Raw genomic sequence first — 12,951 nt, forward strand, 5'->3', positions numbered from 1 at the left:
ATGGCTACTCAACACATCAGAAAAATTGTTGAGAAATCATATGATACCAAATAATACAGGAGTATATAATGTCAGAAAAAACGAGAAAACAAGATCGCCGTACCCGCTATACCAGGCAAACCATAAAAGATACGTTCTTAGAATTGTTAAAGCAGAAAAGTTTTACGAAAATTACAGTTACAGAGATCTGCAAAAATGCTGAAATCAACCGTGGCACTTTTTATCTTCATTACTACGATGTCCATGATGTATTATCAGATATTTTTAATGATATGACTCAGGATATGTTAACAACTGTAGATCATTTATTCTGTCTAAATCAAAAAAGCTGTTCCTATCCGTTCTGTCAGAAAATACAGATGGAATCACAATACAGGGCACTGTTTCTGGATGATGCAATTGCCCCCATTCTTCTGGAAAAATTGGCAGAAAATACAAAAGAAGGCTATGTGACCTGGCTTATGTCACACAGCCTTCTGACCTTTGAACAGGCAGAATCGGTTTTTTATTTTCAAATGAATGGCTGCCTTTCCATCAACAGACTGATGCTCCGCAATCACTGTAATGACTGGCAACAGATTCAGACAACAATTGACAAATTTATCAAAGCCGGACTGGAAAGTTTTCTGATTCATGATCAGAGGGAAGAAAATGCTTCCGATAATTTTTGCAGCAGGATTTCTCCGACTGTTACTGCATCTTCTACACTCAGATAATGATCGGCATGATCTTGAAGAAATAGTTTTCCAGATGCAGGAAATTCTTCATCCGCAAACCATATCTTTAAAGTTACCGGATATCTTGGCAGAACTGGAAAAACAGCACACAGATCCGCCTTTGTCTCTGTGAATTCTGCACCCAGGCTTTTACATGCTTTTTTTATTTTTTCAGGATCTTTGCCCTGTAAGAGTTTTTCCAGTTTCTGCTCTGCTGTCCGGTCAAACTTGGTTCCCCGAATCAATCCATCTTTCAGGTTACCAAAAGTAATGAGCTTCTGTGAGACCTCTGTGCCATCGGCCATATCCAGATAATGCAACAATGTCAGATAATGCCATTCATCTATGTCTGAGTTAATATAGAATTCAGGAAGTTGAATTTCAATCGTTTCATAAAAACTCATTATCTCAAGTACATTTCGGCTGCTATGAAAAACAGTCCCGCTTTTTGCAGCAATCTCCTCTCCGGAACGATTTTGTAACCGTTTTACTGCTGCCTGCAACATTTCCTGAAATGCACGATTTTCTGTTTGATTTTTGTATTCCATAAGTTCTCCTTTGCCGTAAGTTTCATTACTGTGTTGACTTTTCCTTTAAATTTCATTATAGTTGTAATTATATTATTTACAATCATCAAAATAAAGAATATGTACAAGTTCTCAACACATTGAAAAGAACTGTTGAGAACTTGAGATGTTTTTAACAAGCCAGAAATATTTTGTCTCAAAAATGTGAAAGCAAAATCATTATATCATACTACAAGGAGTTTCTTATCATGAAATATTCAACGAAATTAAGTGATACTGTTCATGTGATGGTTCTGATTGCTATCAACCAGGAAAAATCTCTCTCCAGTGCCTCAATTGCAGAAAGTGTCCATACAAATCCCGGCTTTGTGCGCCAGCTTATGTTAAAACTAAAAAAAGCCGGACTTATGACCAGTGTAGCCGGACATGCCCGTCCTTCTCTTTCAAAACCAGCCGACCAGATTACATTGCTGGATATTTATAAAGCAGTTGAAGGCGAGAAACCGCTGCTTCATTTAGATACTCATACCAACCCTGATTGTGGCGTTGGCATTAATATTCAGTTGTCTTTACAGGAATTCTATAATGAAATTCAAAAGGCTGCCGAAGAAAAAATGAATACGATTACTTTACAGGACATCATAAATACCTATTATCAGCGAACATCCATGCAGATTGATTTACAGAACATTATATGACAGGAGAATGTTCTTATGTACCTTCAGCAGATACGAAATGCCACCATTTTTTTATGTTATAGTGGAAAAAAATTTTTAATTGATCCTGTATTAACGCCAAAAGGAAGCTGGTCTCTTTGTTCTCTGAACCGTTATCTGCTGATGCTTTTTCCAGTAAAAGATTTCTGATTTCATCCGTAAACTGTGGAATTTCAATATCTTCATTTGCAAACAACCCACCATTTACATATGGGAACTGTGCCAGAAATTCTTCCATATATGGATCTCTGTCTTCTGGTTTTGTATCAGGCACCTGGAACAGCTCAATCACAGCTTTTCTCATGTGCCTTGTATCAAACCCTTCCAGATAATCATGGAATATAGATTAGTTTTTAAGTTAATAATTTGATTTTTGAAATTATGGTGATCTGATGAAACCGCTGATAATTTGAGTAACTTCGCTGAAGATTGCAAGTCTTTGCTTTTACTCAGTTTTTCCTTACTCAATACTCAATTTGAGGAGATTCTTGGTGATTTCCAGCGATGCTTGGCGGTATTCAGGACTTTTTTAGAAAAATATAGAAAAAAGCCCCGAAAACCTTATAATCACTGTGAAACGTAGTGTTTATAAGGCTTTCAGAGCCTTTAAATACTTAAATTCAGACTTATTAATATAATGAAAACTTAAGTTAATGGATTATTTACCCATCTGTTTTGCAACTTCCTCAGCGAAGTTCTCTTCTTTCTTCTCAAGACCATCGCCTGTCTCGTAGCGAACGAAGCCTTTGATCTGGATCTTAGCGCCGTTCTCTTTTGCTACCTGCTCTACGTATTTAGCAACAGACTGTTTTCCGTCCTCTGCTTTTACGTATGTCTGGTCAAGAAGGCAGATCTCTTTCAGCTCTTTCTTGATACGGCCTGTGATCATTCCCTCGATAACCTTAGCCGGTTTCTGAGATTCCTTCGGGTCGTTCTGGATCTGAGCCATAAGGATCTCTTTCTCATGCTCAATGTACTCAGCGCTTACTTCTTTGTCGCTTGTGTACTGCGGTTTCAGAGCTGCGATCTGCATAGCTACATTCTTAGCCATCTCTTTAACAGCATCGTTAACAACATCTGTCTCAACGTCTACAAGAACACCGATCTTTCCACCCATATGAGTGTAGGAAGCGATGAATCCGTTCTGCTCCTCAACCTGAGCAAATCTACGGATGTTCATGTTCTCGCCGATTACTGCGATCTGAGCTGCAAGAGCCTCTTTTACAGTCTTAGTTGTATCAAGTGCCCATGCCTCAGCAAGGAAAGCATCGATATCAGCTGCTGTTGTGTTAAGTGCCTGTGCTGCAACATCTGCAACATAGCCCTGGAACTTCTCGTTCTTTGCAACGAAGTCTGTTTCAGCATTAACCTCAACAACGACTGCTTTCTTTCCATCCTCTGTTACCAGAGTTTTGCAAAGACCCTCTGCTGCGATACGGCTTGCTTTCTTCTGTGCTGTAGCAAGACCTTTCTCACGCAGGAACTCAACTGCTTTATCCATATCGCCTTCTGTAGCTGTAAGAGCTTTCTTACAATCCATCATTCCGGCGCCGGTCATCTCTCTTAACTCTTTTACCTGTGCTGCTGTAATAGCCATTGTTTGTTTCCTCCTGAAATATTCTGTTTATACGAATTATTCCTCTGTAGCTGCAAACTCCTCAGACTCAGCCTCGATCTCGCCGTCTGCCTCAGCAGTTCCCTGCTTAGCCTCGATAACAGCGTCAGCCATCTTGGAAACGATGAGTTTTACTGCACGGATAGCATCGTCATTTCCCGGGATCACATAGTCAAGCTCTTCCGGATCACAGTTTGTATCGCAGATACCGATAAGCGGGATTCCAAGTGTATGAGCCTCCTGTACGCAGATTCTCTCTTTCTTAGGATCTACGATAAAGATAGCATCCGGGATTCTCTTCATCTCTTTGATTCCGCCAAGGTTCTTCTGAAGTTTAGCAAGCTCTTTGCGAAGCTCGATTACTTCTTTCTTAGGAAGTACGTCAAATGTTCCGTCAGCTTCCATTGTCTCGATCTCTTTCAGTCTTGCGATACGGCTCTGGATTGTCTTGAAGTTTGTAAGCATACCACCAAGCCATCTCTCATTTACGAAGAACTCTCCACAACGCTCTGCCTCTGTACGGATAGCATCCTGAGCCTGTTTCTTAGTTCCTACGAAAAGGATGTGTCCACCGTTGGCAACGATATCTGCTACTGCATTGTAAGCATCGTCAACCATTCCTACAGACTGCTGAAGATCGATGATATAGATACCATTTCTCTCTGTGTAGATGTACGGAGCCATTTTAGGGTTCCATCTTCTTGTCTGATGTCCGAAATGAACACCTGCCTCTAAAAGCTGCTTCATTGAAATAACGCTCATGTCTTTTCTCCTTTTTGGTTAAATTCTTCCGCACAGGTCGCCTTCTCTCTGGACCCATCCTCACACCGTAGGGCACCATCCTTATAGAATCGCCGTGCGTGCTTATTTTTGCAACTTCTGAATTATAGCATAGGAAATCCCCTTATGTAAAGGGGATTTTTCCAATTTTTTTCTGTTTTTCAGCGGTTCCCGGCAGATTTCAGAAGCTCCAGCTCTTTTTCGGTGAGCAGACGATATTTTCCTGTCGGAAGATCCGCCGGGAGCGCCAGCGGTCCCATGGAAAGCCTTTTGAGATAGGTAACTTTTTTTCCCAGTGCTTCCATCATCCGTTTCACCTGATGAAATTTTCCTTCATGGATGGTAAGGCGGATCTCGGATTCCCATCTCTTACCGTTTTCCTCCGATCCTGTGTCGGATTCCCAGGTGGAAAGGATCTCAAGCCTTGCCGGGCGTGTGAGATCCTTTTCCCCGATATCCACTCCTTCTGCCAGCGCCCTGGCATCTTCTTCTGTCACTTTTCCGGATACCTTTGCATAGTAAGTCTTATCCACGTGTTTCTTCGGAGAAAGAAGCTCATGTGCAAGAGGACCGTCGTCTGTGATCAGAAGGAAACCTTCTGTATCTTTATCCAGACGCCCTACCGGAAAAAGTCCCTTTCTTCTATCTTTCTCTTCAATATAGTCGAGAACCGTTTTATCTCTGGAGTCCTCCGTTGCGCTGACACAGCCTGCCGGCTTGTTAAAAAGATAGTATACATATTCCGGTGCAGCATGAATTTCCTGCCCGTTCATAACCACCTGATCTTCTTTTGTTACTTTCAGTTCCGGTTTCTTCACAGATTTCCCGTTAACCTGCACCTGACCCTTCTGTATGTATTTTTTTACCTCGCTTCGTGTACCTGCGCCGGCATCTGCCAGAAATTTATCCAGCCGGACTGGTTTTTCCATTAATCATTTACCTCCCATTCTGTTACATGGGCTGCCTTTGCATCTGCTCTGATGAAATCCGGGATCTCACCGGCAAATGTCATATAAAGTCCGGAATCTCCGTCGGTGCTCTCCTGTCCTTCCAAAACCACTTCCATTGTGACATCTGCATTCCAGATAGTCCATCCGTTTACCAGCTGTGATGGGCGGATACACTTTTTCAGGGCTTCCAGCTGTTCCTTTTTATCGTAACGGACTTTATAACCGTTCTCTGTTTCTTCAAGATCCGAAACAGGCTCAATGTCGGAAAAAACCTCATCATCTTCGCCGGCAGCTTCGGAGCTGAAGTAATAAACATCAATATACTCAACAGACAGCTCATCCATGGAAAGAGGATATCCTGTTTCTTCCAAAATTGCAAGTGTTCTCTTATATACCGGATACACCAGAACGGAGGTAGACACCCTCTCTCCTTCCTGAACAGCCGGTACATTCATTCCCCATTCATCCATGTATCCTTCTGACGGAATTCCCGCATAATCGAACATCAGCATTGCGCATGGCTGGTCTTTTACTGTCTGACCGCCGTTTTCCAAAATGTCCTTTCTCAGCGCCTCTGCCAGCGCCTGACGCTTCTCTGCATTTTTCTCAAATAATGTTTGAATATCTCCGTCACAGAAAGTACCGGTGACCTCTTTCAGATACTGTTTGTCCAGCTGGAAAAATGAATATCTGTCTTCTTTCCATGTCTGCTCATCATACAGGGCTTCCATAAGATTCTGCGCCTGTGCAGAGGATACACTATAGCTTCTGCATACACTGAATCCCTGTTTATTTATGTAGCGTACATACATTCGTTTTCCTGGTTTTTTTCCTTTTTCATTCTGAATCCTGATATCCTTCAGACTGTTATATAATGCTTTACTTTTCATCACCGGCTGATCCAGCAGACCAGAACTATTGTCTGAGGTGGCAGTATACCGGATCTTATAGATTCCGTCTTCTTTTTTTTCTACATTGCAAAGCTGCTCTGTATATGAGAAATTGCTTACATTTATCACAACTCCCTGAAGATTGTCATAAGCCGGAAAATAACTGTCATATCCCAGAAGATCCATTTTCATGGTCAGTGCACAGATTGCCACGAATCCTCCAAAGATCATAAGCTGCACTTTTCTGAGGAAAAATCTGTGAAAATCCATTTCGTAGATCACTTCCAGAATTCCATGGACCAGGATCGTTCCCAGTATCATTCCGAAGATCCACCATGCTGTTTTGGATGAATCTTCCGGGATCATATAAAAGATCAGACCGATACCCAGACCGGAAGGTATTGTGATCATGGCACTTAAGACCGGTTCCATCCAGGTATATGCCAGTGCTTTTCCGGTATTTTCTGATCTCCGTCTGCAAAACGCCATCCATGATAATACTGCCATCATCAGCAACATAAGAATCAGTATCATTAACTGTTTTCCATAGTTCCCGCTGCTGTATTTATCCATAAAGCTCACAATCACCATAAGGGGAGAACCCAGATCCCGCACTGCTGCCAGAATCCCGTAACTACCTTCGTACCAGGTATCAAAAAATAAAAGTCCGCTTATCTGCAGCATCACTGTAAGAACGATACTGTATGTAAACAGCCCTGCCCATGCAAGTGCTCCCATCAGCATGGTACCGGTGCAGGCGATCACCAGCACTGTGGAAAAATACACCAGAAGATACATCAGGAAATGGATTACCAACAGTATCAGTGCCTTTTTCATGATGGAGAGGCTATAATATCCTCTGGCTGCTCCGATGCATACTGCAGCGAATTCCATGATTATATATGGAATCAGATAATAAAGAACAGCCAGTAATACTCTGTGCAAAAACAGTGCACTTCTCCTTACCGGAAGGCTGTGATAAAAATCCACTTTTCTTGGAGAATACAGATACCAGAATCCGCTTACTGCAGCCAAAAATGCTGTTACTGCAGCAACAATCGCTCCCATTGTAAGAAAATCACTGCTCCACAAGCTTGAATACAGATAGGCAAGCTGACTCTGAGTGTAGCTGCGCTCATTCCATTTTCCCATCAGAATAAGTTCCGCTACCGGAAATGCAAGAAGAAATGCGATCATGGCAAATGCAGGAATCCACCTCTGTCCTTTTGAAGAATTTTTGATATATTCACTAGAATAAATTTTTGACTTCATAGCCTGCCACCTCCGTTTCACTGATAAAAATTTCCTCCAGAGTCAGTGGAAGTATCTCACAGAAAAGAGGATTTTTCGCCTGAACGCGCTCCACGATCTCTGTTCTTGTACCTCTTACCGTAAGAAGTAAAAGGGAACCCTGATGTTCTGTCTTAAGAACGTCCAGTTCTTTTATCAGCATTTCTTCTTTTGACTTGTCTGTAAGTACACACTGTATCTTATGAATATGGAATTTCATATCTTCCAGATCTCTGGAGAGAAGAATTCCGCCCTTATGAAGAAGGCCGATATGATCACAGATATCTTCCAGCTCACGGAGATTATGAGAGGCGATCACAGGTGTAAATTCCCGGTTCATGATCTCCGATGCAAAAAGGCTCTTTACTGCCTGGCGCATTACCGGATCCAGTCCGTCAAAGGTTTCATCGCAGTACAGATATTTCGTTCCTGCACAGATTCCCAGTATTACAAGAAGCTGTTTTTTCATTCCTTTGGAAAAAGTACTGATCTTTCTTTTTTTATCCAGATGAAACTGTTTTATCAGCTTCTCAAACTGTTCCTGACGAAATCCCGGGTAAAAACATCTGTAATACTCTGTCATATCAGAAGCTGTATAGTTAGCCGGGATGTAGGCATCATCCGGTATGTAAAAAAACTGCTCCTTTATCTTCTCATTTTCAAAAACCGGCTGTTCATCGAGCAGTACCTCTCCGCTGTCCTGACAGATGATTCCTGCCATGATACGTAATAGGGTGCTCTTTCCTGCTCCATTGGAACCGATAAGTCCGAACACTTCATGTTCTCCGATATCCATGCTTACCTGATTTACTGCCTGCACTTTACCGAATGCCTTGCTGCAGTTTCTGATCTCAATCATTGTCTCCCTCCTTGTAGCATTCTCTGATCACTTGTATAATTTCCTCTTCTTCTATGCCGAAAGTTCTGCACTTCTCTGTCGTTTCTCTCAGCTCACGCAAAATTTCTTCCATTCCGATCCGCCGTATCTCGCTGCTGCCTGTAACAAAACTGCCTCTTCCTTTCACCGGATAGATCAGTCCCTGCTGCTCCAGTTCCATATAGGCACGCTGGATGGTATTGGGATTGATTGACAATTCCATGGCCAGCTGGCGGACTGACGGCATTCTGGAATCTGGTTCCATTGCCCCCGACAGGATCAGCAGCCGGAATTTTTCCAAAATCTGTTCATAGATCGGCCGCCTGTCCTGATAATCCAAGAATAGCATATGACACTCCTTTCTCTGTAATATGTGTATTAAGTGTATTAATCTTTTTAATACACTTATATTAGCATGTATGAGTTTAAACTACAATATGCCTGGTCTTAAATAAATATAAAAAATATATAAACTACCATAACAGTTCCATTTTCCCTACCCGCTGTTTATTATTTTTCGTAATTAAAACATTGAAATCATCTGATTCATAAAAAAAGAATCTGCCGCCAGATAAGTATACATAAATGTACCTGAATTTCCAGGTACTTATCCTTCTGATGCAGATTCTTTTTTTTATGTTAATTTTCAGTTATCTTTTCACGGATCACACAGCCCGGTAGCCACGCTTCTCGCCTTTGCGTGCAAAACACTGATATGCACCGATCATCGCCGCTGCCAGGATACCATAACTCATCAGCAGCATTCCTGCCCCGAATTTCTTTACCAGTATCTCAGCATATTCTCCAAATATAAGAATCCATGTATTCGCACCTATATGCAGGAAAACGCTGACCCATTTATTACCTCCCATTTCCAGGAACCATGCAAAGAGAGCCCCCAGAATAAACGCATAAACAGCCTGTGGTATGTTTCCGTGATAGATCCCAAAAAATGCTGCCGAGATAACTGCTGAAACCAGAACCGAAAAATGATCCCGCAGCCGCAGATAAACCAGCCAGCGAAAAATCATTTCTTCCGCAATGGGAGCTACGATTCCCATCCAGAAGATCATCATAAGAAGACCTTTTCCGGAGGTGATCTTCGTCATGGTATCACTGTAGGTCGTGGACTGGATCCAGTTCTGCAGAATCGCCACCAGAACATTGGCATACTGGGCAAAACCGGCTCCTGCTGCCAGAAGAAGCAGCATTTCCGGGATTGTCAGCTTCTGCTCTTCTATTGATGTCAGTCCTCCGATCAGTCTTCCCACACGGTCTCTTCTGTAAAAATACACGGCTGGAAACATTACCAGCACTCCCGTAAGTCCTGTGATCACGATCGTATAGCTGTAATAGGAATCTTTCGCATCCTGCACATGATTCATCAGCCAGAGCAGAACTGCACTTCCAAGGATCTGTCCGATCAGGTAATGAAGCCCTACCGGATAGAGCTCCCTCCACACCATTCGAAAAATATTCTGCCTGTGCAGAGGGGTCAGTCGAAAAAATTCAAAAGTTCAGCTGCAGAATCTACGATCTGAAGCGGCTGTGCTTTTTCCAGCTCTTCTCTGCTTCCGTATCCATAAGTAACTGCCACACACTGGACATCACATTTTCTGGCACCCAGAATATCATGTTCTCTGTCTCCTACCATGATCACCTGATCCCTGTGATCTGAAAGATTCATTTTTTCCAGGGCTTCCTCGATGACCTGGGATTTCGTGATCTTCGGACCGTTAAGGTCTGTTCCTGCGATCACCTCAAAATACTGACTGAGATTAAAATGATCCATGATCTGCGTCACATAGAAGGCCGGCTTTGCGGATGCCACAGCAAGACGGTAGCCTCTCCGTTTCAGCTCAGAAAGTGTCTCTTCCACGCCCGGATATACTGTATTCTCAAACATACCTTTTTCTGTATAACGTTCCCGGTAAAATTCGATCGCTTTCTCTGCTGTTTTCTTATCAAAGCCTGCATATTTCATAAACTGTTCCAGAAGCGGCGGGCCTACAAAAACCTCCAGATCTTTCAGATCCGGTGCTTCTACTCCAAGTTTCTCCAGTGCATACTGTACCGATTTCGTGATTCCCTCTCCAGATTCCGTCAAAGTTCCGTCCAGATCAAAAAAGATTGCTTTATACATAAATTTTCCTCCTGTGCAAAATCAATAAGTACGCCTATTGTATCACTGTTTTTCTTTTATCGCAATCTCAGAATCTTGTGATACAGTTTACCGGAACGAACATATACAAGAAGCTCTGCTTTCAGATCTTTGCCGGTTCCTTTCGGTACCTCTGCCTGGAATACCTTTCCCTGCCAGCACCAGTTACATTCTTTCCCGTTGAGCCGAAAAGAAAGGATCTGCACAGGATCATCCTGCCCAATTTTGATACAAATCTTATCCCCCTGCAATCCTGCCTGAAAAGAAGGACATTTTTCTCTATCCTTCTCTTTATCTGATGATGAAGCGTTTTTTTCACCTGTCTGATAATAGGATAATGCCATGTTTTGTTTATCTGTTTCATGATCTTTTATTTTAGGGGAAATCTTCGGAATTGTACTTACCTTCTTCGCCGGTTCTGGTGAAAGCGTCGGTTTCGGCATAAAAGAAATTGGAGGTTTTGGTGTCTCAGGTATTGTCAGCATTATACTGTTATCAGATTCCTGACTGCTATTCCTACCCATTTCATTGCTACTCCATATTTCATCTGCTTCTTCCGTTTGTATATTATCGTTCCCGTTTTCGATTACAGCATTTCCATTTACACTATCACTTTCCTGGTATTCATAACTTTCGGCAGCCTCCATTCCAGAATCACCCGGTGTATTATCCTCCTGCCCGTTGTTTTCAGAAAAATTATTCCCATCTCCGTTTTCCACTTCTGAAGTACTAACATCTTCTGTTATATCTGCTTCGTTTTCTGCACCCACACTGCTGTCGACATCTGTTGTATCTCTATCGGCTTCTGTAGGATTTTCCTCTGCGTCAGGACTCTGATCTTCCATAGTATCCATCGTATCCCAGTTTCCCGGAAGCTCTCCGGTTCCTTCTCCGATATCCATGTCAAATCCTCCGGTATCGTAGCTTACAACTGCATCAAATCCATAAGCAGGCATCGCACATTCCCGCATGAATCCCAGAAATGTCACATTCAGAAAAATTCCATATAATACTTTTTTCCAGTCAGGATTTCTTTTCTTCCTTATCCTTTTCATTTATTTCCTCCCATAAAAGCAAATTTCTTCCCTTTTCACCTTCCAGAACATCCTTTTTTTCCATTGACTGATAATTTCTCCACAATTTTCTGCTTGCATCTTTCTGACTCTTTCGAATCAGAAACATTCCATACTCACCATAAGCATCCCGAAATTTTTCATCATACAAAAGAAGATTTTCATAATATAGTGCCGCTCGTTCCGGTTCTCCTTTGAGCTCTGCATTCCAAGCCAGCAGAAGCTCGATCCGACGCTGCTTCATTTTTTCACGACAGACTTCTCTTAACTTTTGCAGTTTTTTCTCTGCTATCTGGCAGGAAGTCTTACGGACTTCTGAATCTTTTGGATAGTTTTCTGTTTCGTAATACAGATCTGTCACTTCTGAAACTGCTGACTCAAAATCCTCCTGTCTCAGGACAATCGCTGCCAAAGCAATCACACAGATCAGAAATCCTGTTCCAAAAGCTTCAAGAAAACGTTTTCGCCAGGTAACCGCACGATAACGAATTTCCAGTTTTTGAAGAATTTTTTTGACTGTGCCCATATCCCTGTATCTGTATTTTTCCTGTTTTCCGGTACACCGGAACAGGAACCAGGCAAATTCCGGATAAATAAGAAGAAGCCGCTTTTTTCTTCTGGCAAGTACCCGGAGAGTTTTTCCCAAAGCATAAATATCACTTGCAGGGCTGATCCGTCCCTGATACTGTTCCGGTGCCGCATAGCCTCTCGTACCTTCCAAGCTTTGCCCTGTATTTCCGTAATCAGACATAGCACTTCCAAAATCCACAAGATATAGATGCCCGGTTTCACAGAGCATCAAATTATCCGGCTTCAAGTCTCCATAACAAACCGCAGGCTTCCGGCCGTGAAGATATTCCATCACCTGTGCAGCTTCTATTCCCAAATGCAATATTTCTCTCATGGAAAAAATTTTTCCGCTGCGAAGCATCTCACCCAAAGACTGTCCCTGTATATATTCCATGATCAGATAGCAGAATTCTCTATCCTCTGCATAATCAACGATCCTTGGTATAGCAGGATGCTCCAGCAGTCGCATCAGCTTTGCCTCTCTTTTTCCTGCAGCAGGTATTTCTTTTACTGCGCGGTACACCCCCAACTCCATGTCTCTGACCAGGTACAGACTGCCACCGCCTCCCCGCCCAATTCGTTCCATTACGCAGTAACGCCCTTTCAGAACTGTTCCAATCAGACAGATCACCTTCCTCTCATATTCTATTTTCATATGATGCTTCATTTATCATTTTGATTTCTATTGTCACAGACAATATTTTGTTGGAAAATATTTATATTTTGATAGTGTTTCAATAAATGGATAAATTCCGGTGAATCCCGGATTCAGATAACTCAGATATG

14 protein-coding genes are annotated in these 12,951 nt (G+C 42.3%); 2 read left to right on the forward strand and 12 right to left on the reverse strand.

The features are described from left to right. Positions 1-68 precede the first annotated feature (68 nt). On the forward strand, positions 69-716 hold the full coding sequence (locus WMO28_RS00615) for a TetR/AcrR family transcriptional regulator (RefSeq protein WP_119241028.1): 648 nt from the start codon (positions 69-71) through the stop codon (positions 714-716). Here the strand turns inward: WMO28_RS00615 and WMO28_RS00620 are convergent. After that, positions 638-1,264, reverse strand: coding sequence for a DUF3786 domain-containing protein (locus WMO28_RS00620; protein ID WP_349055775.1), 627 nt, complete (start codon positions 1,262-1,264; stop codon positions 638-640). The two genes, WMO28_RS00615 and WMO28_RS00620, sit on opposite strands and share 79 nt — an antisense overlap. 227 nt (positions 1,265-1,491) lie before the next feature. Here WMO28_RS00620 and WMO28_RS00625 point away from each other — a divergent pair, with 227 nt between their 5' ends. Further along, on the forward strand, positions 1,492-1,941 hold the full coding sequence (locus WMO28_RS00625) for an Rrf2 family transcriptional regulator (protein WP_173757337.1): 450 nt from the start codon (positions 1,492-1,494) through the stop codon (positions 1,939-1,941). Between the two features lie 13 nt (positions 1,942-1,954). Here the strand turns inward: WMO28_RS00625 and WMO28_RS00630 are convergent, their stop codons facing one another. From WMO28_RS00630 to WMO28_RS00680, 11 genes are all read right to left on the reverse strand, one after another. Continuing rightward, a complete protein-coding gene (locus WMO28_RS00630) occupies positions 1,955-2,302 on the reverse strand; it encodes a type IIL restriction-modification enzyme MmeI (protein ID WP_349055906.1) in 348 nt (115 codons plus the stop codon). Positions 2,303-2,617: 315 nt separating this feature from the next. Beyond that, the gene (tsf, locus tag WMO28_RS00635; RefSeq protein ID WP_349055776.1) at positions 2,618-3,556 is read right to left on the reverse strand and encodes a translation elongation factor Ts; all 939 of its coding nucleotides are present in this window, start codon (positions 3,554-3,556) and stop codon (positions 2,618-2,620) included. 36 nt (positions 3,557-3,592) lie between these two features. Next, positions 3,593-4,336 (reverse strand): 30S ribosomal protein S2, encoded by a 744-nt coding sequence (gene rpsB, locus WMO28_RS00640; protein ID WP_021977311.1) that lies wholly within the window; start codon positions 4,334-4,336, stop codon positions 3,593-3,595. A gap of 179 nt (positions 4,337-4,515) precedes the next feature. Then, a complete protein-coding gene (locus WMO28_RS00645) occupies positions 4,516-5,283 on the reverse strand; it encodes a pseudouridine synthase (protein WP_021977310.1) in 768 nt (255 codons plus the stop codon). Further along, positions 5,283-7,466: a DUF6449 domain-containing protein gene (locus WMO28_RS00650; protein WP_349055777.1), complete on the reverse strand. Its 2,184-nt coding sequence runs from the start codon at positions 7,464-7,466 to the stop codon at positions 5,283-5,285. Before WMO28_RS00650 ends, WMO28_RS00645 begins: the two co-directional genes overlap by 1 nt. Continuing rightward, positions 7,444-8,343, reverse strand: coding sequence for an ABC transporter ATP-binding protein (locus WMO28_RS00655; RefSeq protein WP_349055778.1), 900 nt, complete (start codon positions 8,341-8,343; stop codon positions 7,444-7,446). The genes WMO28_RS00650 and WMO28_RS00655 overlap by 23 nt, the downstream gene beginning before the upstream one ends. Continuing rightward, positions 8,336-8,710, reverse strand: a complete 375-nt coding sequence (locus tag WMO28_RS00660; RefSeq protein ID WP_349055779.1) for a GntR family transcriptional regulator — start codon at positions 8,708-8,710, stop codon at positions 8,336-8,338. The genes WMO28_RS00655 and WMO28_RS00660 overlap by 8 nt, the downstream gene beginning before the upstream one ends. Before the next feature lie 316 nt (positions 8,711-9,026). After that, complete coding sequence (locus WMO28_RS00665; RefSeq protein WP_349055780.1) at positions 9,027-9,827, reverse strand: CPBP family intramembrane glutamic endopeptidase; 801 nt, start codon at positions 9,825-9,827, stop codon at positions 9,027-9,029. A 29-nt stretch (positions 9,828-9,856) separates the two neighbouring features. After that, positions 9,857-10,504, reverse strand: a complete 648-nt coding sequence (locus tag WMO28_RS00670; protein ID WP_349055781.1) for an HAD family hydrolase — start codon at positions 10,502-10,504, stop codon at positions 9,857-9,859. Positions 10,505-10,560: 56 nt separating this feature from the next. Continuing rightward, the gene (locus WMO28_RS00675) at positions 10,561-11,577 is read right to left on the reverse strand and encodes a hypothetical protein (RefSeq protein WP_178643478.1); all 1,017 of its coding nucleotides are present in this window, start codon (positions 11,575-11,577) and stop codon (positions 10,561-10,563) included. Continuing rightward, on the reverse strand, positions 11,546-12,820 hold the full coding sequence (locus tag WMO28_RS00680) for a serine/threonine protein kinase (protein WP_349055782.1): 1,275 nt from the start codon (positions 12,818-12,820) through the stop codon (positions 11,546-11,548). The genes WMO28_RS00675 and WMO28_RS00680 overlap by 32 nt, the downstream gene beginning before the upstream one ends. Between the last annotated feature and the right edge of the window lie 131 nt (positions 12,821-12,951).

Origin of the sequence: Blautia aquisgranensis, assembly GCF_040096615.1 — a bacterium.
In the GTDB taxonomy this organism is placed as follows: Bacteria; Bacillota; Clostridia; order Lachnospirales; family Lachnospiraceae; genus Blautia_A; species Blautia_A aquisgranensis.

What these genes read in the sequence shown, in the direction of transcription:
- WMO28_RS00615 (WP_119241028.1), top strand. Translation starts at nt 69, where the DNA reads ATGTCAGAAAAAACGAGAAAACAAGATCGCCGTACCCGCTATACCAGG.
- WMO28_RS00680 (WP_349055782.1), bottom strand. Translation starts at nt 12,820, where the DNA reads ATGAAAATAGAATATGAGAGGAAGGTGATCTGTCTGATTGGAACAGTT.
- WMO28_RS00620 (WP_349055775.1), bottom strand. Translation starts at nt 1,264, where the DNA reads ATGGAATACAAAAATCAAACAGAAAATCGTGCATTTCAGGAAATGTTG.
- WMO28_RS00660 (WP_349055779.1), bottom strand. Translation starts at nt 8,710, where the DNA reads ATGCTATTCTTGGATTATCAGGACAGGCGGCCGATCTATGAACAGATT.
- WMO28_RS00675 (WP_178643478.1), bottom strand. Translation starts at nt 11,577, where the DNA reads ATGAAAAGGATAAGGAAGAAAAGAAATCCTGACTGGAAAAAAGTATTA.
- WMO28_RS00655 (WP_349055778.1), bottom strand. Translation starts at nt 8,343, where the DNA reads ATGATTGAGATCAGAAACTGCAGCAAGGCATTCGGTAAAGTGCAGGCA.
- tsf (WP_349055776.1), bottom strand. Translation starts at nt 3,556, where the DNA reads ATGGCTATTACAGCAGCACAGGTAAAAGAGTTAAGAGAGATGACCGGC.
- WMO28_RS00670 (WP_349055781.1), bottom strand. Translation starts at nt 10,504, where the DNA reads ATGTATAAAGCAATCTTTTTTGATCTGGACGGAACTTTGACGGAATCT.
- rpsB (WP_021977311.1), bottom strand. Translation starts at nt 4,336, where the DNA reads ATGAGCGTTATTTCAATGAAGCAGCTTTTAGAGGCAGGTGTTCATTTC.
- WMO28_RS00645 (WP_021977310.1), bottom strand. Translation starts at nt 5,283, where the DNA reads ATGGAAAAACCAGTCCGGCTGGATAAATTTCTGGCAGATGCCGGCGCA.
- WMO28_RS00625 (WP_173757337.1), top strand. Translation starts at nt 1,492, where the DNA reads ATGAAATATTCAACGAAATTAAGTGATACTGTTCATGTGATGGTTCTG.
- WMO28_RS00650 (WP_349055777.1), bottom strand. Translation starts at nt 7,466, where the DNA reads ATGAAGTCAAAAATTTATTCTAGTGAATATATCAAAAATTCTTCAAAA.
- WMO28_RS00665 (WP_349055780.1), bottom strand. Translation starts at nt 9,827, where the DNA reads ATGGTGTGGAGGGAGCTCTATCCGGTAGGGCTTCATTACCTGATCGGA.